26 protein-coding genes and 1 pseudogene are annotated in these 24,674 nt (G+C 68.2%); 19 read left to right on the plus strand and 8 right to left on the minus strand.

The window, feature by feature from the left end; genetic code table 11:
• Positions 1 to 100, plus strand: a pseudogene (locus DFP85_RS16735) (IS481 family transposase); the annotation flags it as partial.
• A 75-nt stretch (positions 101 to 175) separates the two neighbouring features.
• Here DFP85_RS16735 and DFP85_RS16740 read toward each other — a convergent pair.
• The 5 genes from DFP85_RS16740 to DFP85_RS16760 all read right to left on the minus strand — a co-directional run bounded on the left by DFP85_RS16740 (position 176) and on the right by DFP85_RS16760 (position 4,478).
• The gene (locus DFP85_RS16740; RefSeq protein ID WP_133637569.1) at positions 176 to 463 is read right to left on the minus strand and encodes a hypothetical protein; all 288 of its coding nucleotides are present in this window, start codon (positions 461 to 463) and stop codon (positions 176 to 178) included.
• A gap of 13 nt (positions 464 to 476) precedes the next feature.
• A complete protein-coding gene (locus DFP85_RS16745; RefSeq protein WP_133637570.1) occupies positions 477 to 863 on the minus strand; it encodes a CBS domain-containing protein in 387 nt (128 codons plus the stop codon).
• 26 nt (positions 864 to 889) lie between these two features.
• Positions 890 to 1,240, minus strand: coding sequence for a P-II family nitrogen regulator (locus tag DFP85_RS16750; RefSeq protein ID WP_133637571.1), 351 nt, complete (start codon positions 1,238 to 1,240; stop codon positions 890 to 892).
• On the minus strand, positions 1,237 to 2,733 hold the full coding sequence (locus DFP85_RS19260; RefSeq protein ID WP_341776985.1) for a DUF1538 domain-containing protein: 1,497 nt from the start codon (positions 2,731 to 2,733) through the stop codon (positions 1,237 to 1,239). Before DFP85_RS19260 ends, DFP85_RS16750 begins: the two co-directional genes overlap by 4 nt.
• A gap of 146 nt (positions 2,734 to 2,879) precedes the next feature.
• Entirely contained in the window at positions 2,880 to 4,478 is a 1,599-nt protein-coding gene (locus DFP85_RS16760) for a cation:proton antiporter family protein (protein WP_208108539.1), read from the minus strand.
• A 143-nt stretch (positions 4,479 to 4,621) separates the two neighbouring features.
• Here DFP85_RS16760 and yegS point away from each other — a divergent pair, with 143 nt between their 5' ends.
• The 6 genes from yegS to DFP85_RS16785 all read left to right on the plus strand — a co-directional run bounded on the left by yegS (position 4,622) and on the right by DFP85_RS16785 (position 9,580).
• A complete protein-coding gene (gene yegS, locus DFP85_RS16765; RefSeq protein WP_133637573.1) occupies positions 4,622 to 5,524 on the plus strand; it encodes a lipid kinase YegS in 903 nt (300 codons plus the stop codon).
• A 242-nt stretch (positions 5,525 to 5,766) separates the two neighbouring features.
• Positions 5,767 to 6,363, plus strand: coding sequence for a LemA family protein (locus DFP85_RS16770; protein WP_133637574.1), 597 nt, complete (start codon positions 5,767 to 5,769; stop codon positions 6,361 to 6,363).
• 10 nt (positions 6,364 to 6,373) lie between these two features.
• Positions 6,374 to 7,585: a M48 family metallopeptidase gene (locus tag DFP85_RS19140; RefSeq protein WP_243737332.1), complete on the plus strand. Its 1,212-nt coding sequence runs from the start codon at positions 6,374 to 6,376 to the stop codon at positions 7,583 to 7,585.
• Entirely contained in the window at positions 7,500 to 8,294 is a 795-nt protein-coding gene (locus tag DFP85_RS19145) for a hypothetical protein (RefSeq protein ID WP_243737333.1), read from the plus strand. The genes DFP85_RS19140 and DFP85_RS19145 overlap by 86 nt, the downstream gene beginning before the upstream one ends.
• A 40-nt stretch (positions 8,295 to 8,334) precedes the next feature.
• Positions 8,335 to 8,763, plus strand: a complete 429-nt coding sequence (locus DFP85_RS16780; RefSeq protein ID WP_133637575.1) for a VOC family protein — start codon at positions 8,335 to 8,337, stop codon at positions 8,761 to 8,763.
• Positions 8,764 to 8,833: 70 nt separating this feature from the next.
• Positions 8,834 to 9,580: an LptM family lipoprotein gene (locus tag DFP85_RS16785; RefSeq protein WP_133637576.1), complete on the plus strand. Its 747-nt coding sequence runs from the start codon at positions 8,834 to 8,836 to the stop codon at positions 9,578 to 9,580.
• A 107-nt stretch (positions 9,581 to 9,687) separates the two neighbouring features.
• Here DFP85_RS16785 and DFP85_RS16790 read toward each other — a convergent pair whose 3' ends face one another.
• A complete protein-coding gene (locus DFP85_RS16790) occupies positions 9,688 to 9,894 on the minus strand; it encodes a cold-shock protein (RefSeq protein ID WP_040187864.1) in 207 nt (68 codons plus the stop codon).
• Positions 9,895 to 10,196: 302 nt separating this feature from the next.
• On the opposite strand from DFP85_RS16790, the gene DFP85_RS16795 reads away from it, so the two are divergent.
• Together DFP85_RS16795 and DFP85_RS16800 are read left to right on the plus strand one after the other, a co-directional pair.
• On the plus strand, positions 10,197 to 10,622 hold the full coding sequence (locus tag DFP85_RS16795; RefSeq protein WP_208108540.1) for an NINE protein: 426 nt from the start codon (positions 10,197 to 10,199) through the stop codon (positions 10,620 to 10,622).
• Between the two features lie 35 nt (positions 10,623 to 10,657).
• Complete coding sequence (locus tag DFP85_RS16800; protein ID WP_133637577.1) at positions 10,658 to 11,302, plus strand: LysE family translocator; 645 nt, start codon at positions 10,658 to 10,660, stop codon at positions 11,300 to 11,302.
• A gap of 70 nt (positions 11,303 to 11,372) precedes the next feature.
• Here DFP85_RS16800 and DFP85_RS16805 read toward each other — a convergent pair whose 3' ends face one another.
• On the minus strand, positions 11,373 to 13,313 hold the full coding sequence (locus DFP85_RS16805; RefSeq protein ID WP_133637578.1) for a transglycosylase SLT domain-containing protein: 1,941 nt from the start codon (positions 13,311 to 13,313) through the stop codon (positions 11,373 to 11,375).
• A 159-nt stretch (positions 13,314 to 13,472) separates the two neighbouring features.
• Between DFP85_RS16805 and DFP85_RS16810 the strand changes: the two genes are divergently transcribed.
• From DFP85_RS16810 to sixA, 8 genes are all read left to right on the plus strand, one after another.
• A complete protein-coding gene (locus DFP85_RS16810; protein ID WP_133637579.1) occupies positions 13,473 to 13,829 on the plus strand; it encodes a YkvA family protein in 357 nt (118 codons plus the stop codon).
• Between the two features lie 48 nt (positions 13,830 to 13,877).
• Positions 13,878 to 14,375, plus strand: a complete 498-nt coding sequence (locus DFP85_RS16815; protein WP_133637580.1) for a PaaI family thioesterase — start codon at positions 13,878 to 13,880, stop codon at positions 14,373 to 14,375.
• Positions 14,368 to 14,838 (plus strand): PaaI family thioesterase, encoded by a 471-nt coding sequence (locus DFP85_RS16820; protein WP_133637581.1) that lies wholly within the window; start codon positions 14,368 to 14,370, stop codon positions 14,836 to 14,838. The genes DFP85_RS16815 and DFP85_RS16820 overlap by 8 nt, the downstream gene beginning before the upstream one ends.
• A gap of 87 nt (positions 14,839 to 14,925) precedes the next feature.
• Positions 14,926 to 16,830: a molecular chaperone HtpG gene (gene htpG / locus DFP85_RS16825; protein WP_133637582.1), complete on the plus strand. Its 1,905-nt coding sequence runs from the start codon at positions 14,926 to 14,928 to the stop codon at positions 16,828 to 16,830.
• Between the two features lie 283 nt (positions 16,831 to 17,113).
• On the plus strand, positions 17,114 to 18,685 hold the full coding sequence (locus DFP85_RS16830; protein ID WP_133637583.1) for a Re/Si-specific NAD(P)(+) transhydrogenase subunit alpha: 1,572 nt from the start codon (positions 17,114 to 17,116) through the stop codon (positions 18,683 to 18,685).
• A gap of 16 nt (positions 18,686 to 18,701) precedes the next feature.
• Entirely contained in the window at positions 18,702 to 20,144 is a 1,443-nt protein-coding gene (locus DFP85_RS16835) for an NAD(P)(+) transhydrogenase (Re/Si-specific) subunit beta (RefSeq protein WP_133637584.1), read from the plus strand.
• Between the two features lie 115 nt (positions 20,145 to 20,259).
• Positions 20,260 to 21,327 carry an NAD(P)H-dependent glycerol-3-phosphate dehydrogenase gene (locus tag DFP85_RS16840; RefSeq protein WP_133637585.1) on the plus strand — a complete coding sequence of 356 codons (1,068 nt, stop codon included), beginning with the start codon at positions 20,260 to 20,262 and terminating at the stop codon, positions 21,325 to 21,327.
• Positions 21,320 to 21,802, plus strand: coding sequence for a phosphohistidine phosphatase SixA (gene sixA / locus DFP85_RS16845; RefSeq protein WP_133637586.1), 483 nt, complete (start codon positions 21,320 to 21,322; stop codon positions 21,800 to 21,802). Before DFP85_RS16840 ends, sixA begins: the two co-directional genes overlap by 8 nt.
• Here sixA and DFP85_RS16850 read toward each other — a convergent pair.
• Positions 21,799 to 22,746 carry an AEC family transporter gene (locus tag DFP85_RS16850; protein ID WP_133637587.1) on the minus strand — a complete coding sequence of 316 codons (948 nt, stop codon included), beginning with the start codon at positions 22,744 to 22,746 and terminating at the stop codon, positions 21,799 to 21,801. The genes sixA and DFP85_RS16850 overlap by 4 nt on opposite strands.
• Before the next feature lie 231 nt (positions 22,747 to 22,977).
• Here DFP85_RS16850 and DFP85_RS16855 point away from each other — a divergent pair, with 231 nt between their 5' ends.
• On the plus strand, positions 22,978 to 23,793 hold the full coding sequence (locus DFP85_RS16855) for an alpha/beta fold hydrolase (protein ID WP_133637588.1): 816 nt from the start codon (positions 22,978 to 22,980) through the stop codon (positions 23,791 to 23,793).
• Positions 23,790 to 24,647, plus strand: a complete 858-nt coding sequence (locus tag DFP85_RS16860; RefSeq protein ID WP_133637589.1) for an alpha/beta fold hydrolase — start codon at positions 23,790 to 23,792, stop codon at positions 24,645 to 24,647. The genes DFP85_RS16855 and DFP85_RS16860 overlap by 4 nt, the downstream gene beginning before the upstream one ends.
• Positions 24,648 to 24,674 lie beyond the last annotated feature (27 nt).

The raw sequence follows: 24,674 nt of genomic DNA on the forward strand, positions 1-24,674 counted from the left end.
TCAGTACAACTGGCATCGGCCGCATGCCAGCCTGGATTATCATCCTCCGGTTAGCCGGCTGGGCCTTTCCGTGAACAACCTGATGGGTTTACACAGCTAGGTTCGTTCCCGACGAACCAACGCACTTCCCACATCCATGTGGGTCGTCGAGCGCAGCAGCAAATCCTCCGCCCAATCAGTTGATCAGCCAGCTCAGCACCGTCACCCCCAGCAGCCACCAGATCAGGGTGGCGACGATGGCGCGGCGCATCAGCGCGGCGATGCCCTTCCACAGCAGCCACAGGCCGATCACCAGCACCACCAGGCTGATCAGCGTGGGGGCGATGCCCAGCGACTCGGAGAGCCCCTGCATGAAGCCGCGGGCCGCATCGTCGATACCCGTGAAGAAGCCGATGAGGCCATCGACGATGAAGCGGATGAACTCTCCGAAGGCGTTGCCGATGAAGGCGAAGACGTCGTCCATGGGTGAGGCGTTCCTATTCGATCATGTCGAGCACGGTGCCGACGATGTCATCCATGGTGACCAGCCCGAGGAGCCGGTTGTCGTCCAGCACGAGTACCCGCTTGACCACGTTGCTGGTCATCAGCCCGGCCACGTGGCGCACGTCCAGCGACTCGCCGACACCGATGGCCGGCTTGGCGCAGACGTCGTAGACATTGATCAGGTCGATGTCGCCGTTCTCGGCGACGATGGTCTTGAGGACATTGGTATAGGTGATCAGTCCCCAGGCATCGTGGGGGTCCTGCTGCTCCACCACCAGGCACTTGAGATTGTGCTGTTTCATCAGGCTCAGGGCGTCGCGCAGGGTGGCGAAGGGCGACACCGTCACCACGTCGCGCATCATGATGTCCTTGACCAGCATCGTGTTACTCCATCGGTAGAAAAAGGTCAGACTTCGTGCCTGAGGCGCTCCTCGAAGCGCTTGAGCTGTGACATGTCGATGCCGCCAAGATGCTCCACGGGCAGCGTCATCACCAGACCCTTGGAGTCCTCGCCCGAGGGATTGAGGACGTGGCGGATGGCCTTGAGCACCTTGAGGGAGAGGCCCTTCTCGAGGGTCATCAGCATCACGCTCTGGCTACCTTCGTAGGTCAGGCCGAAGAACGTCTTCTTGCGCTCTCCGCCGATGCCGCGGCCCGCCATCAGGGTCATGCCGACGGCGCCGGCCCTGGTGGCGGCGTCGATGCACTCCTGTTCCATGTCCTCGGGGACGATGGCGACCAGCAGGGAAAACTTCATGGCGTCTTGTCTCTCGTCTTGGCCACTCTATCCATCAGAATGGCATAGCCCATAACGGTCACGATAGGAAAGATCGAGGCGAAGGCGATCAGCCCGAAGCCGTCGATCAGCACGTTGCGGCCCTCGATCTGGCTGGCCAGGCCGATGCCCAGTGCGGTCACCAGGGGGACGGTCACCTCCGAGGTGGTCACGCCCCCCAGATCGAAGGCCAGCGCCACGATATAGCGGGGAGCGAGCAAGGTGAGGAGGATCACCAGCAGGTAGCCGCCGATGATGTAGTGGTGGATGGAATCGCCGCTGATGATGCGGTGCACGCCGATGGTGATGCCGATCGCCACCCCCAGCGCCACCAGCAGGCGGATGACGTTGCCCTGGATCTTGCCCGCGGCGGCTTCCTCCGCCTGCTGGCCCACGGCGAGCAGGGCCGGCTCGGCCATGGTGGTGGCGAAGCCGATGCAGAAGGCAAACAGGTAGACCCACAGCCAGGTGTCCAGGGCGATCAGCTGCTCCGCCATGTTCCGGCCGATCGGGAAGAGGCCTAGCTTGAGTCCTACCACGAAGGCGTAGAGCCCGACAATCACCAGGGCGAAGCCGATTCCGACCCTGACGGGGCTGGAGAGCGGGTGGCGAAGTACGGCGTACTGGAAGAACAGGATCACCAGGAGGATCGGCAACACATCGCGCAGCATGGCGAACAGCTCGAGCACCATCGCCAGCAGGCCGCCGGGTGCCTCGACCTCCGCCTGGACAGCGATCAGCGCAGCATTCCCCGCTTCGCTCTCCGAGCCGCCGTAGACCAGGATGCCGTAAAGCTGCACGCTGATCATGGGCACCATCACCGCCAGGGCCACCAGGCCGAAGCCGTCGATCAAGGGGTTGCGCCCCTGGATCGAGGACGCCAGACCGATGCCCAGTGCGGCGATCAGCGGCACGGTGACGATATTGGTGGTCACCCCGCCGGAGTCATAGGCCAGGCCGACAATCTCCTCGGGGGCGAAGAAGGTGACCAGCACCACCAGCACGTAGCCGATGATCATGTACCAGTGCAGGGGATGGCCGAGGATCACCCGGAAGACCCCGAGGGCCATCACCAGCCCCACCGAAGTGGCGACGATCAGGCGCAGGGTGAGGGCGTCGATGCGTCCCGCACTGATCTCCTTGGCCTGCTCCGCCACGGCGATCAGGGCGGGTTCCGCGACCACGGCCGAGAACCCCATGGCGAAGCCGAACAGCATCAGCAGGGGCATGGAGCCACGGCGGGTGAACTGGTTGGCCAGGCGCTTGCCCACCGGGAAGATGCTCAGTTCCAACCCCTGGAGAAACAGCGCCACCCCGACGGCGACGATCAGCAGGCCGCCGGCCATGGCCAGGCCACCCTCCGGCCACTGGCGAAGAAGCAGCGCCTGGAAGGCCACCACCACCACGATGATGGGCATCAGGTTGCGCAGCGCGTGGAGCAGGGCGTGGGCGAAGTCCCTGAGTTGTTCAGCCAAGACGGACTCCCTGGTTTCCCTGTTGACCGCCAACCTGTCCGGCCGGGGCGGGTATGACCTGCCCCAATCTATCATCAATAGACCGCCACGCCGCAGGTCGGGCTTGATATGGATCAAGCCTTTTCTGTGATTCTCTCCTGTCGCTATCAGCCCAGCTGACGCGTCATGGACTCGACACCGGACTCCTCGGCGGCGCTGTCGGCCAGCGCCCGACCGGCCTCGTCATAGACGTGGAAGACCGCATTGGCGCCGAGTGCCATGATCGGCTCGATCTCCTCGGGATATTCCACGATGGCGGTGATGCGCCCGCTGAAGGCCCGCGATTTCAGCTGCTTGAGGGCGAAGAGGTTACCCGCATGGTGGGGCATGGCCAGCACCACCATCTTGACGCCCCTGGACATCAGCAGCTTGTCCCAGAAATCCGAGTCGACGGCATCGCCCTCGACGATATTGAAGCCGCGCTTGCCGAGGGTCTCGACGGTATTGGTGTTGCTGTCGATGCCCAGCACGCGCAGCCCGTACTCCTTCTGCAGGCGACGGTAGACACTGCGGCCGATGCGGCCCATGCCCAGGACCACGGCCTCGGCGTCCCCGACCTCGATGGGCCGGTCGCGGGGCGCCAGCTGCCGAGGGTCGCGCTGCGGCATGCTGGGTTCGAACCGGCGATAGATCCCCTCGCTGAAACCGTTGAGGATGGCCGACGCGGCGAAGCTGATGGCCACGGCCAGCGACAGGACGACCAGCCACTGCTCGTCCAGCCAGCCGCTGGCCACGGCGATGGTGCCCACGATGAGGCCGAACTCCGAATAGTTGGACAGGCTTAGGGTGGCCAGCAGCGAGGTCCGGTTGCGCATCGGAAAGCACGAGAACACGAGCTGATAGAGCAGGCTCTTCAGCGGCAGGATGGCCACTAGCACCAGGGCCATGCCAAGGTGTGTCCAGCCCGGCATGGCGGTCAGCCCGATGCTCAGGAAGAACCCCACCAGCAGCAGCTCCTTGAGGTTGAACATCGAACGGGCGAGGGTCTGTGCCGCAGGGTGGGGAGCCAGCAGCAGCCCGATGATCAGCGCCCCCAGGTCTCCCTTCACGCCTACCGACTCGAAGAGGGCGTAGCCCAGCACCAGGGCCAGCAACATGCCGAACAGGATCTGCATCTCGCCATGACCCAGGCGGTCGAGCAGGGCACGCAGGGCCGGCGCCAGGGGGAGCAGCAGCACCAGGCCCAGGGCCCAGGGGCTCGGCAGCTCACCGGTGGAGGCGGTCAGGAAGAAGACGGCAAAGATGTCCTGCATGATCAGCACGCCGATAGCCAGTCGCCCGTAGGCGGTCTGGGTCTCGCTGCGCTTGTCGAGAATCTTGACCACGAAGACGGTGCTGGAGAAACTCAGCGCAAAACCCAGCATGGCGAGCTTCTGCCAGCCGGCCCCCGCAAGAAGGCCCAGCCCGAGCCACTTGAACAGCGACAGCAGCGCCACCATCAGAAGCGTCGATGCCAGCATGTGCAGGGAGGCACTGCCCCAGACATCCCGACGCAGCAGGGTGCGCACGTCGAGTTTCAGGCCGATGGTGAAGAGCAGCAGGGTGACCCCGATATCGGAGAGGGTCTGCAGCAGCGGGGTCTTGTCGAAGCCCAGAGCATTGAGCACGAAGCCGGCAGCCAGGAAGCCCACCAGGGGCGGTAAGCGCAGGCCCATTGCGGTGAAGCCACAGACGAAGGCTGCGAGAAGAAAGGCCGGTTCGATCATGCTCACTCCCTGTTCGGCACGCGACGGCAAGACGGATAGTGTAGGGAAATCCTAAGCTGATTGGCATGCATGATTCGGCCATGCCCTCATCGGGGGGATGGCGTCATGATCGGGACGGGACGCAGCAAGCGAGAGGAACGCGAATGGCCAGGTTGATTCTCAATGGCAAGTCGGCGCAGCTGCCGGCGGTGAGGGAGGCGGTCTTCGCCCGACGCGAGGCGGGGGACGACCTCGAGGTCAGGGTCACCTGGGAGCAGGGCGATGCCGCCCGCCTGGCAGAGCAGGCCGGGCGTGACGGGGTGGCGCGGGTGGTCGCCGGTGGGGGTGACGGCACGGTCAACGAAGTGGTCAACGGCCTGATGCGGCTGTCGCCCGGGCAGCGCCCCGGCCTTGGGATCCTGCCCCTGGGCAGCGCCAACGACCTGGCCACCTCGCTGGGTCTGCCGCTGGAGGCCGAGCCCGCCCTGGCCTCGGCCCTGCAGCTTCCCCTGCGGCGCATCGACGTGCCGCGACTGGACGACTGGCACTTCCTCAACATGGCCACCTGTGGCTTCGGGGCCGAGATCACCTCCTCCACCCCCAAGACCCTCAAGCGTGTGCTGGGTGGCGGCGCCTACTCGCTGATCGGTGCGGTGAAGGCCTGGGACTACCGGCTCTATCCCGGGGTGCTGCGCTGGGAGGGCGGTGAGCGTCGCGCCGAGGTCTTCATGCTGGCCATCGGCAACGGTCGCCAGTCCGGCGGTGGCCAGGCCTTGACGCCCGACGCCTCGCTGGACGACGGCCTGCTCGACGTGCTGCTGCTGCATGATGTCGCCTCCCTGGCACGGCTGCGCGCCATGCGCCGCGAACTGGCGTCGCGCCCCGAGCGGGGCCGCTACGTGGATGCCTTCCGTACCGACGGCCTTGCCTTCGAGGCCGAGGAGGAGCTGCCGGTGACCCTGGATGGCGAGCCGCTGCATCGGCGGGGGTTCCGGGTGGCCATCAGCCCCGGGGCGCTGGCGCTGGCGGCCCCGCCTGAGTGCCCGCTCTTCTCGCGCCCGCCGTGAGGCAGTATCCCGCGGTCAGGCCTGCGCCCTGGCTGAACACTGCCTGCGCTTGCTCCTATGGTGATAACCATCGGCTCGTGCGCGAGTCCGAACAATGTCCTCATTACCACCCCCCAGGCGCCGCCCTTTGCCGTTTCCTGGCTTGCCGGGTCATCGCTCGACGACGTGTCGGGCAAGGCTTAAGGTTAACGGCAACCGTCCCCTGGCGGCCCCTACCTCTGTCGACAAGGAACCACGACACCATGGACCTCTCGCTGATCATTCCCGTCGTGCTGCTGGGCGCCCTGCTGGTCTACGGGGTGGCCATCTACAACCGGCTGGTGACGCTGAAGAATCGCTACCAGAATGCCTTCGCCCAGATCGAGGTGCAGCTCAAGCGACGCCACGACCTGATCCCCAACCTGGTGGAGACCGCGCGGGCCTACATGAGCCACGAGCGCGAGACCCTGCAGGCGGTGACCGAGGCGCGCAACGCCGCCGAGGTCGGCCTGCAGCACGCGGCGGCGCGGCCCGGCGAGCCCGGCGCCATGGCCGAGCTGGCCGGCGCCGAGGGCGCTTTGGGCGCCGCCCTGGGGCGCCTCAACGTGGTGATGGAGGCCTACCCGGATCTGAAGGCCTCCGACAACATGCACCAGCTCTCCGAGACCCTCACCAGCACCGAGAATCGGGTGGCCTTCGCCCGCCAGGCCTTCAACGATGCGGTGATGCAGTACAACGCCTATCGGCAGAGCTTCCCGCCGGTGCTGCTGGCCGGCTCCTTCGGCCACAAGCAGGATGCGGCCCTGCTGGAGTTCGCCGACAGCGCCGAGATCCAGACGGCGCCCCGGGTGAGCTTCTGAGCCGGTCCCCGTGGACTTCTTCACGGCCCAGGATCGCGCCCGGCGGCTGACCGGGCGGCTGGTCCTGCTGCTGGTGCTGGCGGTGCTGGCGCTGATCGCCGTCACCTCCGTGGTGGTGGCCCTCGCGGTGGTGCTGCTCGACGGCGCTTCCTTCGCCGGCGATCCCCTGGCGCGCGCCCTGCAGCCGCGGCTGCTCGTCGGGGTGGCGACGGTGGTGATCCTGGTGGTGGGCCTGGGGAGCCTGGTCCGCCACCTGCAGCTGAGAGCCGGGGGCAGCGCGGTGGCCGAGGCCCTGGGTGGCCGACCGCTCAACCTGGAGACCCGCGATGCGGGCGAGCGCCGGCTGCTCAATGTGGTGGAGGAGATGGCCATCGCCTCCGGCATGCCGGTCCCGCTGGTCTACGTGCTGGAGGACCAGGCCATCAACGCCTTCGCGGCCGGGCACGAGCTCGACGACGTGGCCATCGGGGTCACCCGCGGCGCCATCGAGGCCCTCGACCGCGACCAGCTGCAGGGGGTGATCGCCCATGAGTTCAGCCATATCCTCCATGGTGACATGCGGCTCAACCTGCGACTGGTGGCGCTGCTCCACGGCATCCTGGTGATCGGCCTGATCGGTCGCATGCTGCTGCATGCCTCGGGCAGCGGTCGTCGGCTGCGCTCGCGACGGGGCAGGGGGCATGCCGCGGTGCTGGGGCTGGGGGCGGCGCTGATGGTGGTGGGCTATGCCGGCACTCTGTGCGGCAACCTGATCAAGGCCGCGGTGAGTCGCCAGCGCGAATTCCTGGCCGATGCCAGTGCCGTGCAGTTCACCCGCAACCCCGAGGGCATCGGTGGGGCGCTGAAGGTGCTGGCCGCCCATCGCCTCGGCTCGCGCCTGCTCGCCACCCATGCCGCGGAGTTCAGCCACCTCTTCTTCGGCAGCGGCGTGCGCTCCCTGTCGCGCCTGACCGCTACCCCCCCCCCCGGTGGAGGCGCGGATTCGCCGGGTGCTGCCCCACTGGGACGGCAGCCTGCCGCCGGCCCCGGCGATCCGCTCGCCACGACCCCGCCAGGCCAGTGTTTCTCCTCCCGGCGGGGCACGGGGTGCCGAGACCCTGGCCGCGGGGGCGCTGGCCGCCGCGGTGGTGGCAAGCGTGGGGCGGCCGAGCGCCGAGGACATCGCCCGCGCTCGCCGTCGCCTCGGCGAGATCGACGAGCGCCTGTTCGAGGCCGCCCATGAGCCCTTCGCCGCCCGGGCACTGGTCTACGGGATCCTGATGGGCGCGGACCCGCGCAGCCGCCAGGCGCAGCGCGAGGCCCTGGCCGGCCAGGCGCTACCCGAGGTGCTCAGCGAGCTCGAGGCCCTCGACGTCCCGCTGTCGGGGCTGGCGCCCGGACAGCGCCTGCCGCTGATCGAGCTGGCCCTCCCGGCGCTGCGCCAGCTTTCCGCGGCCCAGCATGCCCGCTTCCTGGCCTGCCTGCGCCGGCTGATGGCGCTGGAGCTGCATGCCGGTGCCCTGCAGTGGGCCCTGCACCGGCTGGTGGTCCAGGGCATCCAGGGGGAGCGGCGGGCCCGTCGTGACCGGCACCTGGCCGACCTGGCCGGGCCGCTGTCGCTGCTGCTCTCGACACTGGCACGGGCAGGCCAGCAGGACGCGGGGCAGGCGCGGGTCGCCGTCGAGCGGCTCGCCGCGGTGCTGGGCGTGTCCCTGGACTTCGTCGCTGAGCCGGCCCTCGCCTCCGACCTCGACTGGGCCATGGCGCGGCTGGCGCGCCTGGTGCAGGCCGAGCGGGGGCCCCTGCTGGCGGCCATGAGCTGCTGCGTGGAGCATGATGGCCGGATCGACCCCGAGGAGGCGGAACTGTTGAGCGCCGTGGCCTGGACCCTGGGGTGCCCGCTGCCCTCAACCGAGCGCGCGGCTGGCCAGGTGGGCGCCGGAACGGCATGATGAAGGAATCGACACCCGTCACCAGCCGGAGGACTCCGTGATGCTCACTCCCTTCCACCTGGCCGTTCAGGTCCGCGACCTGGCCGAGGCACGCCGCTTCTACGGGGAACTGCTGGGCTGCCCGGAAGGGCGCGCCAGCGATGCCTGGGTCGACTTCAACCTCTATGGCCACCAGTTCGTCTGTCACCTGAACCCTGCCCTGGGGGAGAAGGGGGTCGACGACCACCGAAACCCGGTGGACGGTCATGGCGTGCCGGTGCCGCACTTCGGGGTGGTGCTGGAGATGGCCGACTGGGAGGCCCTGGTCGACCGCCTCACTTCGGCGGGCGTGCGCTTCGAGATCGAACCCTATATCCGCTTCCGTGGCGAACCCGGCGAGCAGGCCACCATGTTCTTCCGTGACCCCAGTGGCAATGCCATCGAGTTCAAGGCGTTCCGCGACATCGCCGGCCAGCTGTTTGCCACCTGAGGCGCCACGCCGCCTTGCGAGAGCGGGGGCGCTCTGGTGCAATGTCGTCCCTTTCGTCAGGAGCAAGAGAATGGCAATGAAACCCTGGATGTCGCTGGTCGCGGTCATGGTGCTGACCATGGGGCTCGCCGGCTGCGGCAACGGTGACGACGAGCCTGCTCCGGCCGAGGTCGAGGAGACGCAGGAAGGGGCCACTGAATCGCCCGACGAGACGGATCAGCAGCCGGCCTCCGGCGAGGCTCCCCCGGAGAGCCAAGCCCCCGCGGAGAGCCAATCCGCCGCGCCTGACGAGGCGGCCGTCGGTGCCGAAGAGGAGGTCGACGGCGAGGGGCCGGTCGACCTTGAGGGCGAGGGCGAGGTGGACACCGAGGCCGAGACCCTGGGTGCTACACCGGACGATACCCTGGACGAGGATGAGGCCCTGCCCGGCGAGACGACCCGCTCCGATGTCGATGCGATCATCGAGGAGACTGAGCGGCGCTTCGAGGAGGCCAGCCGCCAGATCGACGAGCAGTTCGAGAGTGCCGAGCAGGAGCCCATCGAGCTCGAGCCCATGGAATCCTCTCCCGCGTTCGAGTCCGACATCGGCCTGGACGAGTCGCCGGGCAGTGACCTGGATGAGCAGCAGGCATTACCCGGGGAGAGCACCAGCTCGGACATCGAGGCGATCCTCGAGGAGACCGAGAAGCGCTTCGAGGAGGCCAGCCGAAAGATCGACGAGCAGTTCGAGGAGGCGGAGCGCCAGCCCCCGGGAAGTTCGTCGGAGCTCGATGCGCTCGAGCTCGAGGATAGCGACGGCGCCGGCACCGGCGATTGACGCCTCGTCCCTGAGGCCCGGAACGAAAAAGGCCCACCGTGAGGTGGGCCCTTCCCTGTGGCAACCGGTCGGCAGGGCCGTCCGGTTGCCTCCGGCTCGACCGAGGATCAGTCGGCGGCGCGGATGTTGGAGGCCTGAAGGCCTTTCTTGCCCTGGGTCACCTCGAAGGTGACCTTCTGGCCGTCCTGCAGGGACTTGAAGCCTTCAGCCTGAATCTCGGAGAAGTGAGCGAACAGGTCATCACCGCCGTCGTCCGGAGAGATGAAGCCGTAGCCCTTGGTGTCGTTGAACCACTTGACAGTGCCAGTTGCCATCGTCGATTTCCTTAACTAACTAAATAATGGTGCTGGGTCGGGCAGGGAGTATCCTCGCCGCAGACCCGTCATGCGTGGGCAAGGCAAGAAGGAAGTGCGCACCGGGTGCAACGAACGAATCGAAGTACAACTGACGACTTTTCTGCTTGCTGACCAACGCAGCGGATAGTGCAACAGCGCCAGGGTTGCGTCAACACGGTGGCACAGGGAGACTGGCGCTGCGCCCGCAAGATCACTGTAGATGCAAAGCCTGTGAGCGTCCAGCCTCCATCCCGACCGTTTCACCCATGGAAGAGCGCCCCATGACCCATACCCGAATCGCCTCCCGGGACACGCACAGCAAGCTGATCGGCTACCTGCTGTGGCTGTTCGGTTTCCTCGGTGCCCACCGCTTCTACTATGGCAAGCCGGTGACCGGCACCATCTGGTTCTTCACCCTGGGGTTGCTGGGGGTTGGCTGGCTGATCGACCTCTTCCTGATCCCCTCCATGGACCGCCAGGCGGACCTGCGCTTCCAGGCCGGCCCCATCAGCTACTCCCTGGCCTGGCTGCTGCTCACCTTCCTGGGCGTGTTCGGCATCCATCGCTTCTACCTCGGCAAGTGGCTGACCGGGCTCATCTACCTGCTGACCTTCGGGCTCTTCGGCCTTGGCGTGCTCTACGACTTCTGGACCCTCAACGACCAGATCTCCGTGCGCCATGCCCGTCGCGGGATCTTCAACGGCTGACGGCACTGCCCGTTCACTGACGGCTGAGGGCGATGATGTTCTTCGATGCACAGTTCTGGCCCTTCCTGGTGGCCATCACCCTGCTGAGCATGAGCCCGGGGGTCGACACCCTGCTGGTGATCCGCAACACCGCCCGGGGCGGCTGGCGCGACGGCGTGGTGACAAGCCTGGCCATCTGCTGCGGGCTCTTCGTGCATGCGGCGGTCTCGGCTCTGGGCATCTCGCTGATCCTGCTGCAGTCGGCCTGGGCCTTCGGCCTGCTCAAGCTGGCCGGTGCGGCCTACCTGGTGTGGCTGGGGGTCAACAGCCTGCGCTCGGCCCGACGAGGCCAGGGGCTGCCCGTGGGTGGCGTGCAGGCCGACCGCCAGGCCGTGCCGCTTTGGCGCCCGCTGCGCGAGGGGCTGCTCTCCAACGTGCTCAATCCCAAGACGGTGGTCTTCTACATGGCCTTCCTGCCCCAGTTCATCGCGCCGGGTGATCCGGCCCTGGCCAAGTCGCTGTGGCTGGCCGGGGTGCACTTCGTGGTTGCCAACCTCTGGCAGGTAGCCATCGTGGTGATGGTGGGCAGCGCGGGTCGCTGGCTGGCGAGCCCGGTGTTCTCCCGCTGGCTCAATGGCATCACCGGCGCGGTACTGGTGGGCTTCGGGATCAAGCTGGCACTGACGCGCCAGCCGGGCTGAGGCGGAGTGCCGAAACGCGAGCGGCCCCGGCATTGCCGGGGCCGCTCGCGCTGGGAGCGCCGCAGTTGGCTCAGTTGCTGGCCAGCAGCGAGCGGTCGTAGCGCACCGTCTTCTCCGTCGGGCTCAGCATCGAGACGCCCTCGCTCTCGCCGCCCCTGGAGAGGCTCTCGAAGATCACCCGATAGGCGAGCACGGCCTGCACGTAGTTGCGGGTCTCGCGGAAGGGGATGCTCTCGACGAAGAGGTCGAACGCTTCCGGCGCGTCGCGCAGCCAGCGGTCGACCCGGCCGGGTCCGGCATTGTAGGCCGCCGCGGCGGCGAGGCGGTTGCCGCTGTAGCGATCGATCAGCTCGCCCAGGTAGGTGCTGCCCAGGCGGATGTTCACCTCGGGCTCGAGGACGCCGTAGGGGCCGGGGTCGCCGATCCCCAGGCGCCGGCCGAGCTGGGCCGCGGTGGCCGGCATCAGCTGCATCAGGCCGCGGGCACCCGCAGGGGAAAGGGCCACGGGATTGTAGGCGCTCTCCCGCCGGGCGATGCCCATCAGCAGGTAGGGGTCGACGCCGGCCTTCCCGCCCCAGTGCAGGAAGTCATCGCGATAGGCCTCGGGGAAGCGCCAGGCCAGGGCGTCCCACATCTGGCCGACAATGGTGGTCTGCACCAGTTCGGGGAGCCAGCCCCGCTGTGCCGCATAGTCGGCCATGGCCCGGGCCTGCTCGGGGGTGCCGCGGGCCACGGCCCGGTACCATTCGCTGTTGGCAAGCCCCGGCTCGTCGATCCGGCGCAGCGCCTCGGTGCGCTGGACCGCCGGCCACTCGGCGACTTCCCGGCGGGTGGCCGCGTCGAGGGTGTTGCGCTCCAGGTTGAGGGCGTAGGGGCGGCCCAGGCGGTCGGCGGCGGCAAAGCCGAAGAAGTTTCGCTCGTCGGCCGCCGCGGCATAGGCCTGTTCCGCGGTGGCGGTGTCGCCCTGCTGTTCCAGGGCGCGGCCCAGCCAGTACTGCCAGCGGGCTTCCCGGCGGGTCTCGTCGGGCATGCGATGCACCCAGTCGATGACCTCTGACCAGTCCCGCTCGGCCAGGGCCCTGCGCACGCGAAGCTCCAGCAGCTCGGCATCGCCGAGGCGTGCCACGACCTCGTCGCGCCAGCCACCGTGCTGGTCGACCTCGCGCACCATCGCGTAGAAGGCCAGGTCACGCTCGATGGCGTCGCGGTGGCGTGCCTCCAGCGAGAGGTGGGGGGAGACCTTGCGCCAGGCCTCCAGGGCCGCCTCAGTGTCGGCGCGGGTGAAGCCGTGCATGGCCGCGGCGAACAGCGGCCCGCTGCCCCGGCAGCCCGGTCCCGCACAGGCCGGGACCTCGGTCACGGCCGCGTAGTCCTTGCGCAGCCGGTCGAGGCTGGCCCTGGCGGATTGCCAGTCGGTGCTCAGCTGCCGGCCCAGGTAGTTCATCAGGCCGCTCTCGCCGGCCTGCCAGGCGAGCATCATGCGCTCCCAGATATGCGCCTGGCCGATCTCGCCCCGGGCCCGCAGGGTGTCGAAGAGGGTGTCGCAGGCATCCGGCTGGGAGCGACCGACGAGCCAGAGCTCGCGACCGCCCCGGGCGGCGTCCTGTGGCGCGCGATCGAGCAGGGCGGTGTAGTAGTAGCACTGGCGGGCGATGCCCTCGGGCACGCCGTCGGCGACCGCCAGCAGGCTGGCCGGGCGCCCGGCGTGGCCGTACTTGGCGATCGCCTGGCCGCGCATCCAGTCGCTGAGCGGGGAGTCCTCGTGGCGCTCGATGAAGGCCAGTACCCGGTCGGGATCCACCTCCGGCAGGCGCTGGCGCAGCCGATGGTAGTCGACGTAGCCGACGAGGACATGGTCCTCGATGGCGCCCCGGTCGACCTTCTCCCACTGGGCATTGCGGGCGGCCTCGAGGGCCTCACGCATGGCGCGGTCATCGGCCTGTCCGGTCAGGGGCAAGACGCACAGGGTGGCGGCGATCAGGGCCTTGCAGCGGCCGAATGACGGGGGCATATCGTGACCTCTTGTGGTTCGCGGTCGTCAGGCTGCCATGGTGGCCGATGGCAGGGCACTTGAGTAGTGTCGCCGCTGCCCGACAGGCAGCGGCTGTCCGTGAGGAAGGGGATATCCTATCGTGTAGCGGTATTCCCGCCTGTCGGCAAGGAGATTGAGATGGCCAGACTGCGTGATGGCTTCCTGGTGGCGCGGCTGCGGCGTCGCGCCCACGTGCTGGGCCATATCGGCCGAGCCCTGCGACTGTTCCTGCCCATGACCCGCGATGTGCTGCTGGGACGCTTCCGTCCGGTGCCGTGGGGCGCCTTCCTGTGGATGCTGGCGGCCCTGGCCTACCTGGTCTCGCCGCTTGACCTGATACCCGACATGCTCGTGCTGCTGGGGCTGGTGGACGATGTGGTGATCGTCGGCTGGCTGCTGACCCGGGTCGATCGGCGCCTGGCGGGCTATCGTGCCTGGCGAGAGAGCGGGTCAGCCTCCGGCGAAGGTCGAGGCGACGAGACGCCGCCGCCTTGATACGATCGTTTGAAATTTTCGTTCCCTGCTGCCGCCTGCGAGGCCCGGATGACCCATGGCCAGATCCCGAGCGACGCCGACTGGCGTCGCGCCCTGACGCGTTTCGTCACGGTGATCCCCCACACCCGCGCACTGGGCCTCGAGGTGCTCGAGGTCACCCCCGGGGCGACCACCATGCGCCTGCCCTGGTGCGACGACCTGCTCGGCGACAGTGCCCGGGGGCTGGTGCACGGCGGGGTGCTGACCATGCTGCTGGATACTGTCTGCGGCTCGGCGGTATTGCCGGCCCTGCCGGCCCCGGAGGTCTGCCCGACCCTGGACCTGCGCGTCGACCACTTCCGGCCGGCAGTGGCGGGGCAGGCCATCCTCGCCGAGGCGCGCGTGTTGCGGGTCACCGCGTCGGTGGTCTTCACCGAGGGCAGCCTGTGGCAGGAGGCGGGGCGGCCGCTGGCCCGGGGCATCGGCAACTTCGTGCGCCTGGGGCCACGCAATACGCCCGAGGGCTTCGCCGAGGCACTCTTCGAGGGGGAAGGTGACCATGCGTGAGGGCTTCGACAATGTCGAGTGGCTGGCGAGGACCCGCGTCGAGGGCGATGTCGAGGCCTGGCTGGCCCTGATCCCCTATGCCCGGCGCATCGGCGTCTCGGCGCTCCCGGACCCGCAGGGCGAGGGCCTGCTGTTCCGCCTCGACCCCCGCGAGGGCAATGTCGGCAACGTGCTGCTGCCGGCGCTGCATGGCGGCGTGGTGGCCGCCTTCATGGAGACCGCGGCGACTCTGGACCTGATGCTCGCCACCCGTGCGCCGCGCCTGCCGCGCATCGTCGACGTCTCCATCGACTACCTGCGCACCGCGCGGGTGGTGCCGACCCTGGCCCGCTGCAGCCTGCTGCGCGAGGGGCGGCGCATGGGCAACGTGCAGGTCTGTGCCTGGCAGGAAAGCGAGGCGGTCCCCGTGGCCACCGCTCGGCTGCACTTCGTGCTCGGTGATCCCACCAGGGCCGGCGCTTGAAAAACCTCGCCCGGGCCCCATATCGACGACAGTTGTGAACCGGTGGTTCCTGCCACCATGGCATGTCGAAAGAGGGGTCCAAGCCACATGACCACAGCCACGCATGAGGAAACCCTCGGCTTCCAGACCGAGGTCAAGCAGCTGCTGCACCTGATGATCCACTCCCTGTACTCCAATCGGGAGATCTTCCTGCGCGAGCTGATTTCCAATGGTGCCGATGCCTGCGACAAGCTGCGCTATGCGGCGCTGGACAACGACGCGCTCTACGAGGGCGACAGCGAGCTGCGCATCGAGATCGACCACGACGCCGAGGCGGGCACCGTGACCGTGCGCGACAACGGCATCGGCATGAGCCGCGACGAGGTGATCGAGAACCTGGGCACCATCGCGCGCTCCGGCACCGCCGAGTTCCTCAAGCAGCTCTCCGGCGAGCAGCAGAAGGATGCCCGGCTGATCGGCCAGTTCGGGGTCGGCTTCTACTCCGGCTTCATCGTCGCCGACGACATCACCGTGCGCACCCGCAAGGCGGGCAGCGACAAGGCCGCAGGCGTCGAATGGCACTCGAAGGGCGAGGGCGAGTTCACCGTCGCCGATATCGAGCGCGAGGTCCACGGCACCGAGATCGTGCTGCACCTCAAGGAGGATGCCCGGGAGTTCGCCGACGACTTCCGCCTGAAGAGCCTGGTGCGCAAGTATTCCGACCATATCGAGGTGCCGGTGCGCATGCCGAAGGTCGAGACGGCTCGCGACGAGGACGGCAACGAGATCGAGGGCAGCGAGACCACCACCTGGGAGACCGTCAACGAGGCCACCGCGCTGTGGGTGCGCCCCAAGGGCGAGATCTCCGACGACGAGTACAAGGCCTTCTACAAGCACGTGGCCCACGACTTCAGCGACCCGCTCACCTGGAGCCACAACAAGGTCGAGGGCAAGCTCGAGTACACCAGCCTGCTCTACGTGCCGGGCCGCGCGCCCTTCGACCTCTTTGATCGCGACGGCGCGCGGGGCGTGAAGCTCTACGTGCAGCGCGTCTTCATCATGGATGACGCCGAGCAGTTCCTGCCGCTCTACCTGCGCTTCATCAAGGGGGTGCTGGACACACGCGACCTGTCGCTCAACGTCTCCCGCGAGCTGCTGCAGCAGGACCCCAAGGTCGACAAGATCAAGTCCGCCCTGACCAAGCGCGCGCTGGACATGCTCAAGAAGCTGGCCAAGGACAAGGAGGCCTACCAGACCTTCTGGAACACCTTCGGCAGCGTGCTCAAGGAAGGGCCCGCGGAGGACTTCGCCAACCGCGAGAAGATCGCCGGCCTGCTGCGCTTCTCCTCTACCCACACCGACAGCGCCACCCAGGACCAGTCGCTGGCCGACTATGTCTCGCGCATGAAGGAAGGGCAGGAGAAGATCTACTACATCGTCGCCGACGGCTTCAATGCGGCCAAGTCGAGCCCCCATCTGGAGATCTTCCGCAAGAAGGGCATCGAGGTACTGCTGCTGCACGACCGCATCGACGAGTGGCTGATGAGCCATCTCGACGAGTTCGAGGGCAAGCGCTTCGTCGACGTGGCCAAGGGCGAACTCGATCTCGGCGACGTCGAGGACGAGGAGGAGAAGAAGGCCCAGGAAGAGACCGCCAAGGCCAAGGAGGATCTGGTCAAGCGCGTCAAGGCGGCGCTGGGTGACGAGGTCCAGGAGGTCAAGGTGACCCATCGCCTGACCGACTCGCCGGCCTGCGTGGTGCTGCCCGAGCACGAGATGGGCTTCCAGATGCGCCGCATCATGGAGGCCGCCGGCCAGCCGATGCCGGAGGTCAAGCCGATCCTCGAGCTCAACCCCGAGCATGCCCTGGTGGCGCGCCTCGAGGGCGTCGAGGGCGAGGGCTTCGAGGACCTGGCGCGCATCCTGCTCGACCAGGCGATCATCGCCGAGGGCGGCCACCTCGACGATCCGGCGGCCTACGTCAAGCGGCTCAATGCGTTGCTGAGCGCCTGACAGCGCACGCCACTGGCCTCCACGACGCCACCTTCGGGTGGCGTCTTTGTGTCGGTTGCCGTGGCAGCCAAGTGGCAACGGGCACGATTCAGCAAGCGGCCTGTTGCGCTGCGGAAAGGTTCTTTTCGGGGATATCAGGATCTTGCTTCGTGCTGCGATGCAGCAAAAAACCTGGACCCGGGCCTTGTGCCGAGGGGCCGCAAAAGGTAACACTGATGGGATTGATTAAAACCACACTCTGACAAGCAATCGTAACAAACGTTGGCCACATGGGGGATCCATTGTGAAGATAGGCGCACCGAAGGAGACTGCCCGGGGGGAAGCGCGTGTCGCGCTCACCCCCGAGAGCGCGAAGCAGATCCAGAAGCTGGGACATGAATGCCTGATCGAGGCCGGGGCCGGGGTGGCCGCGGGCTTCAACGATGAGGCCTACCGCGAGGCCGGGGTCAGCGTCGTCGACGGGGCCGAGGCGCTCTGGACCGAGGCCGAGGTGGTCATCAAGGTTCGCGAGCCCTCCGAGGAGGAGGCCCGTCGGCTGCGCGAGGGGCAGACCCTGATCGCCTTCTTCTGGCCGGCCCAGAACGAGGCGCTGCTCGAGCTGTGCAAGGCCCAGGGCGCCACCGTGATCGCCATGGACATGGTGCCGCGCATCTCTCGGGCGCAGAAGATGGACGCGCTCTCGTCGATGGCCAATATCGCCGGCTATCGGGCGGTGATCGAGGCGGGCAACAACTTCGGTCGCTTCTTCACCGGCCAGGTGACTGCCGCCGGCAAGGTGCCGCCGGCCAAGGTGCTCGTGATCGGCGCCGGCGTGGCGGGCCTCTCCGCCATCGGCACCGCCACCAGCCTGGGGGCCGTGGTGCGCGCCTTCGACGTGCGCCCCGAGGTGGCCGAGCAGATCGAGTCGATGGGGGCCGAGTTCCTGTTCCTCGACTTCGACGAGAGCCAGGACGGCTCCGAGAGCGGCGGCTATGCCGCGCCCTCCAGCCCCGAGTTCCGCGAGAAGCAGCTCGAGTGCTTCCGCGAGCAGGCCCCGGACGTCGACATCGTGATCACCACGGCGCTGATCCCCGGCAAGCCGGCGCCCAAGCTGTGGCTGGAGGACATGGTCGAGGCCATGAAGCCCGGCTCGGTGATCGTCGACCTGGCGGCCGAGAAGGGCGGCAACTGCGACCTCACCAAGCCCGACGAGAAGGTGGTGACCGACAACGGGGTGACAGTCGTCGGCTACACCGACTTCCCCTCGCGCATGGCCACCCAGGCCTCGCTGCTCTATTCCACCAATATCCGTCACATGCTCACCGACCTCACCCCCGAGAAGGACGGCAAGGTCGTGCATGACATGGAAGACGACGTGATCCGTGGGTCCACGGTGACCCACCAGGGCGAGGTCACCTTCCCGCCGCCGCCGCCCAAGGTGAAGGCCATCGCCGCGGCCAAGCCCAAGCCCAAGGAGAAGGAGCCGACTCCGGAGGAGAAGAAGGCCGCCGAACTTGCCACCTTCAAGGCGCAGACCAAGCGCCAGGTAACCCTGCTCGCCGTGGGCGGCGCCCTGATGCTGCTGCTCGGCCAGGTGGCCCCGGCCTCCTTCATGCAGCACTTCATCGTCTTCGTGCTGGCCTGCTTCGTCGGCTTCCAGGTGATCTGGGGCGTCAGCCATTCGCTGCATACGCCGCTGATGGCGGTGACCAACGCGATCTCCGGAATCATCATCCTCGGGGCGATCCTGCAGATCGGCTCCGGCAGCGTCGTCGTCGGCGTGCTTGCAGCGATCTCGGTGCTGATCGCGTCCATCAATATCGTGGGTGGCTTCCTGGTGACACGCCGGATGCTGGCCATGTTCCAGAAATCCTGAGCGGCGGAGACACGACATGTTGGGTCAAGGATTCGTATCTGCCGCGGCGATCGCGGCAAGTGTACTGTTCATCCTCTCGCTGGGGGGGCTGAGCAACCAGGAGAAGGCCAAGCGGGCCGTCTGGTACGGTATCGTCGGCATGGCCGTGGCGGTGTTCTTCACCGCCTTCGGGCCGGGTATCGGCGGCTACTGGTGGATGATCCCGATGATGCTCATCGGGGCGGGTGTCGGCGTCTACGTGGCCGGCAAGGTCGACATGACCGAGATGCCGCAGCTGGTCGCGGCGCTGCACAGCTTCGTCGGCCTGGCCGCGGTCTTCGTGGCCTGGAGCGCGGACCTGGAACGTCGCCGGGTGATGGCGGCGAGGGCCGCGGAGGCCTCCATGGAGGAGTTCTCGGCCTTTGCCGCTCTGGTGGCCACCAAGGCACCGGACGAGTTGATGTTCCTGCAGGTCGAGGTGGTGCTGGGCATCTTCATCGGCGCGGTGACCTTCACCGGCTCGGTGATCGCCTTCGGCAAGCTGGCCGGCAAGGTCGACGGCAAGCCCAAGCAGCTGCCCGGCGGCCACATGCTCAACGCCGGTGCGGCGGCGCTGTCGCTGCTGCTGGCCATCCTCTACCTCAACGGGGCCGGCTTCTGGACCCTGCTGGTGCTGGCGGCGCTGGCCTTCTTCATCGGCTACCACCTGATCATGGGCATCGGCGGCGCCGACATGCCGGTGGTGGTGTCGATGCTCAACAGCTACTCCGGCTGGGCCGCGGCGGCCATCGGCTTCACGCTCTCCAACGACCTGCTGATCGTCACCGGCGCCCTGGTGGGCTCCTCCGGTGCCATCCTGTCGTACATCATGTGCAAGGCGATGAACCGCAACTTCATCAACGTTATCCTCGGCGGCTTCGGCGGCAGCCAGGGGCCGGCAGCGGAGATCGAGGGCGAGCAGGTATCCATCGACGCCGGCGGCGTGGCCAGCGCCCTAAATGATGCCGACAGCGTGATCATCGTGCCGGGCTACGGCATGGCGGTGGCCCAGGCCCAGAATGCGGTCAGCGAGCTGACGCGCAAGCTGCGCTCCGCCGGCAAGAACGTGCGCTTCGGCATCCACCCGGTGGCGGGTCGCCTGCCGGGGCACATGAACGTGCTGCTCGCCGAGGCCAAGGTTCCCTACGACATCGTGCTGGAGATGGACGAGATCAATGACGACTTCCCGAGCACCGACGTGGTGATCGTCATCGGCTCCAACGACATCGTCAACCCGGCCGCCCAGGAGGACCCCAACAGCCCCATCGCCGGCATGCCGGTGCTCAAGGTCTGGGAGTCCAAGCAGGTCTTCGTCTGCAAGCGCGGCCAGGGGACCGGCTACTCCGGTATCGAGAACCCGCTGTTCTTCAAGGAGAACACGCGGATGTTCTACGGCGATGCCAGGTCGAGCATCGACTCGCTGCTGCACCTGATCGACTGACCCGGTCGCGCCCGGGCCGGCAATCCGGCCCGGGCTTCTCCCTACCCTGATACGTCCCTTCGCGGGGCGTTTTTTCGTTACACTCCCCTCATCCCTCCAACTTCCCGGGGCAACCATGTCAGACCAACCCATGCGCGTGGCGGTGCTCGGCGGCGGCAGCTTCGGCACCGCCCTGGCCAGCATCGCTGCCGACAACGGCGCCGAGGTGCGCCAGTGGCTGCGCGATCCCGACCTGGCGGCACAGATCACCCGTGAGCACCGTAACGGCCGCTACCTGCCGGGCTTCACCATCAATGCCGCGGTGGTGGCTTCCACCGAGATGGCCGAGGTCCTCGAGGGCGCCGAACTGGTGCTGGTGGCCATTCCCTCCAAGGCCTTCCGCGAGGTGGTGCGCCAGGCACGGCCCTTCCTGCACGAGGTGCAGATCCTGGTCAGCACCACCAAGGGCATCCAGGAGGAGGGCTTCAAGCTGATGAGCCAGATCCTCGAGGAGGAGACCGGCTTTCCGCATATCGGCGTGATCTCGGGACCGAACCTGGCCTCGGAGATCGCCGACCGGCAGCTCACTGCGACGGTGATCGCCAGCGACGACCCGGAGACCCGCACCCGCGTGCAGAGCGCGCTGGGCTGCGACTACTTCCGGGTCTATGCCAGCAACGACCGCTATGGCGTGGAACTCGGCGGGGCGCTGAAGAACATCTACGCCATCGCCGCCGGCATGGCGGCGGCACTGGGCATGGGCGAGAACACGCGCAGCATGCTGATGACCCGCGCACTGGCCGAGATGAGCCGCTTCGCCGTCGACCAGGGGGCCAACCCCATGACCTTCCTGGGACTCGCCGGGGTGGGCGATTTGATCGTTACCTGCTCCTCGGCGCTGTCGCGCAACTATCGCGTGGGACAGGCCCTGGGCGAGGGCAAGACCCTGGACGAGGCGGTCCAGGCCCTGGGTCAGGTCGCCGAGGGGGTCAATACCGTGCGCCTGGTGCGCGACAAGGCCCACGAAGACGGCGTCTACATGCCGCTCGCCGAGGGCCTCTACCAGGTGCTGTTCAAGGGCGTGCCCGCCCGGGACATGGCGCGGCTGCTGATGCTCGGGGAGCAGAGCAGCGACGTGGAGTTCGTGCTGCCCCGCAAGGACGTGCAGCAGGATCGTCGCGAGGGGGGCGAGCGCCATGGCTGAGCGGCTGCTGATCATGCGACACGGCGAGGCCGCGGCGGGCCGTCCCGACGCCGAGCGCGAGCTGACACCGCTCGGCGTGGAAGAGGCGCGGCGCATGGGCCGCTGGCTCGCCACCCGCGAGGACCTGGACCTCCCGCGCCTGCGCCTGCTGGCCAGTCCCTACGTGCGGGCCCGACAGACGGCAGCGTGGATCGCCGAGCCCCTGGGCCTCGAGGTGGAGCCGCTGCCGCTCATCACCCCCGACGATCCTCCCGAGGCGGTGGTGGAGTGGCTGCTCGGCGAGCCCGATGACCGGCCACTGATGCTGGTCAGCCACATGCCGCTGGTCGCCGCCCTCACCGGCCTGCTGGTGGAAGGGCGAGGGGATCGTGGTCCCGGCTTCCCCACGGCCGCCGTGGCGGAGCTCGAGGCGGAGATACGGGCCGCCGGCTGTGCGCGGCTTGCACGGTTCACGGCCCCCGTCGACCTGAACTAGATCAGTCCGGCCACCTGCAGGCCGAAGGCGCCCAGGGTGATGGTCACGCTGGCCATCAGCGTGGTCAGGGCGATGATGTTGGCGGTGAGCGCGGCATTGCCGCCCATCGCCTTGGCCATCACGAAGGCGGCGGCGGCGGTGGGGCTGGCGAAGAACAGGAACATCACCCCGAGCTCTCGGCCCTCGAAGCCGACGCCCCAGGCGGCGCCAGTGGCCAGGGCCGGCAGGGTGACCATCTTCATCAGGCTGGCGCTGATCGCCAGCCGGCCCGAGTTGCGGATCTCGCCAAGCGACAGGGTGGCGCCGATGCAGATCAGGGCCAGCGGCAGGGTCAGCGAGGCGAAGTAGTCGCCGGAGGTCATCAGCCAGTCGGGCAGGGGCAACCCCACCGCGGCCACGGGCACGGCGGCGACCACCGCGAGGATCAGAGGGTTGGTGGCGATATGGCCGAGGAGGCTGCGCCAGTCGGTGTGGCGGCCCTCCCGGTAGTGGGCCAGGGCGATCACCGAGAAGGCATTGTAGGTGAGGATCACCACTCCCAGAAGCAGGCCACCGGCGGACAGCCCGTAGTCCCCGTACATGCCGGCGGCCAGTGCCAGGCCGACGATGCCGCAGTTGCCGCGAAAGGCGCCCTGGACATAGACGCCGCGCTCCTCTCGGGGCACGCGCAGGACCGCCCAGCCCCAGCTGAACAGGAAGCTGCCCAGGGTCGCCAGGGCAAAGGTGCCCAGCAGTGCCGGGTTGAGGGTGGCCGCCAGGTCGGCACGGATGATGCTGAGAAAGATTAGCGTCGGCAGGGTGGCCTTGAAGACCAGCATCGAGGCGGTGGCGACGAAGGCCTGGTCGATCCAGCCGGCGCGCTTCAGGCCGAGACCGATGAACACCATGGCAAAGACCGGCAGGGTGATCTCCAGGGTCCGCAGGAAGAGGGTCGAGAGCTCCATGGGCCTGGGCTAGCGCGTCAGCCAGAAGCCGACGACGATGGCGGCCACCACGGTCATCAGGAACACGCGATTGCGGGTGCGGGTATCACGGACGGGCTTGCGGGGGTCTTCCACGAGGGGCTCCTGTCGATTGGCCTGTCGCCGCCGGGCGACTTGGCGGATCATGGTAATCCCGTTAGCCTGCTATCGCCAGAAGGGTGCCGGCCGGGTGCCCGCCAGCAGGAAGAATCCATGAGCAGATCCGATCACGTCTCGCGCACGCCTCTCGTCTTTGCCCACGCCAACGGCTTCCCGGGGCAGAGCTACCGCAGCTTCCTGGCGCCCCTGGCCGAGCGCTTCGACCTGCACCCGCTGGATCGACTGGGCCATCACCCCGACTTCCCCGTCGGCCATAACTGGCTGGCCCTGCGCGACGAGTTGCTCGGGCACCTGGCTCGCTTCCCGGGCCCGGTGGTCGGCGTGGGCCACTCCATGGGCGGCGTGCTGATGGCCATGGCCGCCGAGCACTCCCCCGACCGGTTCCGCTGCGTGGTGATGCTCGACCCGCCGCTGATGCTGGGCCTGGAGGCCTGGGCCATGAAGGTGGCCAAGCGCCTGGGGCTGGCCGATCGGGTGACCCCAGCGGGCAGGAGCCTCGGCCGTCGTGACAGCTGGCCCGACCGCCAGGCCATGTTCCATTACCTGCGCCGGCGGGGCCTCTTCCGGCGCTTCACCGAGGCCGCCCTGCACGACTACGTGGACGGGGGGACCCGGGAGCTGGAGGACGGGCGCGTGGTGCTGCTCTACGACCCCGACATCGAGGTAGAGATCTTCCGTCACCTGCCGGACCACCTGGGCGATCTCCCCGGTCGGGTCAGGGTCCCCCTGGGGGTGCTGGCCGGCGCCGAGTCCGATGTGCTCACCTCGCATCGGCGGCACCGCCTGGCGCGTCGGGGCGTGAGCGTGGCCCAGGTTCCGGGCGGGCACATGTTCCCCATGGAGTACCCCGACCAGACCCGCTCGGCCCTGCTGGCCATGCTCGACGACCTGCTGGGGGCGTCGGCATGAGCGAGCCCCGTTCCCTGAGGCTGGCCGGGGACCGCCTGGCGGCGCTGGCCTGGGGCGATGACCAGGCCCCGACCTGGCTGGCGCTGCATGGCTGGCTGGACAACGCCGCCAGTTTCACGCGCCTGGCGCCCCGGCTGGTCGACGCCCTGGGCATTCGGGTGGTGGCGATCGACTTCGCCGGCCATGGCCTCTCCCGCCACCGTCGTGACGACTATGCGCTCTGGGACTACTGCCACGACCTCCTCGATGCCTGCGACCATCTGGGCCTCGCGCGGGTGCCCCTGCTGGCCCACTCCATGGGGGCCGGGGTGGCCTGCCTGACGGCTGCCGCCCTGCCGGAACGTGTCGAGACGCTGGTGCTGCTCGACGGCCTGGGGGCCCTGACCACCGAGGCCGGCGAGGCACCCGCCCAGCTGCGCAAGGGGTTGCTCGCCGATCGGCGCCCCCTCTCGTCGGCGCCGCGCTATCCTGATGGTGAGACCGCCGTGGCGGCACGGGTGGCCGGCGGGGCGACGCCCATCGATGCCGAGACGGCACGCCCGCTGGTCTCGCGCAACCTCGAGGCGCTGCCCGACGGCCATGTGCAGCTGCGCACCGATGCCCGCCTGCTGCGACCCTCCCTGGTGCGGTTCTCTCCCGAGCAGGTGGGGGCCATGCTGGCGTCGGTCCGCGGCCCGGTACTGCTGCTGGAGGGGGAGGCCGGCATCCTGGGTGAACGGGCACGGGCACGCCAGGCCCGGGCGGCGGTGGCGAGGCTGACCCGCCGCGTGCTGCCCGGCGGTCATCACCTGCACCTGGAACCGTCAGCGGTCGCCGGGGTGGCGGAGGCCATCGTGGCGTGGCACGACGGCTGATGGTGGCAGCCGAGAGGGGAGACGCGT

The sequence above is a fragment of the Halomonas ventosae genome (assembly GCF_004363555.1).
GTDB classification, from domain to species: domain Bacteria; phylum Pseudomonadota; class Gammaproteobacteria; order Pseudomonadales; family Halomonadaceae; genus Halomonas; species Halomonas ventosae.

Coding starts and splice junctions, on each gene's coding strand:
- DFP85_RS16760 (WP_208108539.1), bottom strand. CDS start 4,478: ATGATCGAACCGGCCTTTCTTCTCGCAGCCTTCGTCTGTGGCTTCACC.
- DFP85_RS16785 (WP_133637576.1), top strand. CDS start 8,834: ATGGCAATGAAACCCTGGATGTCGCTGGTCGCGGTCATGGTGCTGACC.
- DFP85_RS16795 (WP_208108540.1), top strand. CDS start 10,197: ATGACCCATACCCGAATCGCCTCCCGGGACACGCACAGCAAGCTGATC.
- DFP85_RS16810 (WP_133637579.1), top strand. CDS start 13,473: ATGGCCAGACTGCGTGATGGCTTCCTGGTGGCGCGGCTGCGGCGTCGC.
- DFP85_RS16740 (WP_133637569.1), bottom strand. CDS start 463: ATGGACGACGTCTTCGCCTTCATCGGCAACGCCTTCGGAGAGTTCATC.
- DFP85_RS16790 (WP_040187864.1), bottom strand. CDS start 9,894: ATGGCAACTGGCACTGTCAAGTGGTTCAACGACACCAAGGGCTACGGC.
- DFP85_RS16850 (WP_133637587.1), bottom strand. CDS start 22,746: ATGGAGCTCTCGACCCTCTTCCTGCGGACCCTGGAGATCACCCTGCCG.
- DFP85_RS16805 (WP_133637578.1), bottom strand. CDS start 13,313: ATGCCCCCGTCATTCGGCCGCTGCAAGGCCCTGATCGCCGCCACCCTG.
- htpG (WP_133637582.1), top strand. CDS start 14,926: ATGACCACAGCCACGCATGAGGAAACCCTCGGCTTCCAGACCGAGGTC.
- sixA (WP_133637586.1), top strand. CDS start 21,320: ATGGCTGAGCGGCTGCTGATCATGCGACACGGCGAGGCCGCGGCGGGC.
- DFP85_RS16745 (WP_133637570.1), bottom strand. CDS start 863: ATGCTGGTCAAGGACATCATGATGCGCGACGTGGTGACGGTGTCGCCC.
- DFP85_RS16750 (WP_133637571.1), bottom strand. CDS start 1,240: ATGAAGTTTTCCCTGCTGGTCGCCATCGTCCCCGAGGACATGGAACAG.
- DFP85_RS16770 (WP_133637574.1), top strand. CDS start 5,767: ATGGACCTCTCGCTGATCATTCCCGTCGTGCTGCTGGGCGCCCTGCTG.
- DFP85_RS16815 (WP_133637580.1), top strand. CDS start 13,878: ATGACCCATGGCCAGATCCCGAGCGACGCCGACTGGCGTCGCGCCCTG.
- DFP85_RS16860 (WP_133637589.1), top strand. CDS start 23,790: ATGAGCGAGCCCCGTTCCCTGAGGCTGGCCGGGGACCGCCTGGCGGCG.
- DFP85_RS16835 (WP_133637584.1), top strand. CDS start 18,702: ATGTTGGGTCAAGGATTCGTATCTGCCGCGGCGATCGCGGCAAGTGTA.
- DFP85_RS16855 (WP_133637588.1), top strand. CDS start 22,978: ATGAGCAGATCCGATCACGTCTCGCGCACGCCTCTCGTCTTTGCCCAC.
- DFP85_RS16840 (WP_133637585.1), top strand. CDS start 20,260: ATGTCAGACCAACCCATGCGCGTGGCGGTGCTCGGCGGCGGCAGCTTC.
- yegS (WP_133637573.1), top strand. CDS start 4,622: ATGGCCAGGTTGATTCTCAATGGCAAGTCGGCGCAGCTGCCGGCGGTG.
- DFP85_RS16780 (WP_133637575.1), top strand. CDS start 8,335: ATGCTCACTCCCTTCCACCTGGCCGTTCAGGTCCGCGACCTGGCCGAG.
- DFP85_RS16820 (WP_133637581.1), top strand. CDS start 14,368: ATGCGTGAGGGCTTCGACAATGTCGAGTGGCTGGCGAGGACCCGCGTC.
- DFP85_RS16800 (WP_133637577.1), top strand. CDS start 10,658: ATGTTCTTCGATGCACAGTTCTGGCCCTTCCTGGTGGCCATCACCCTG.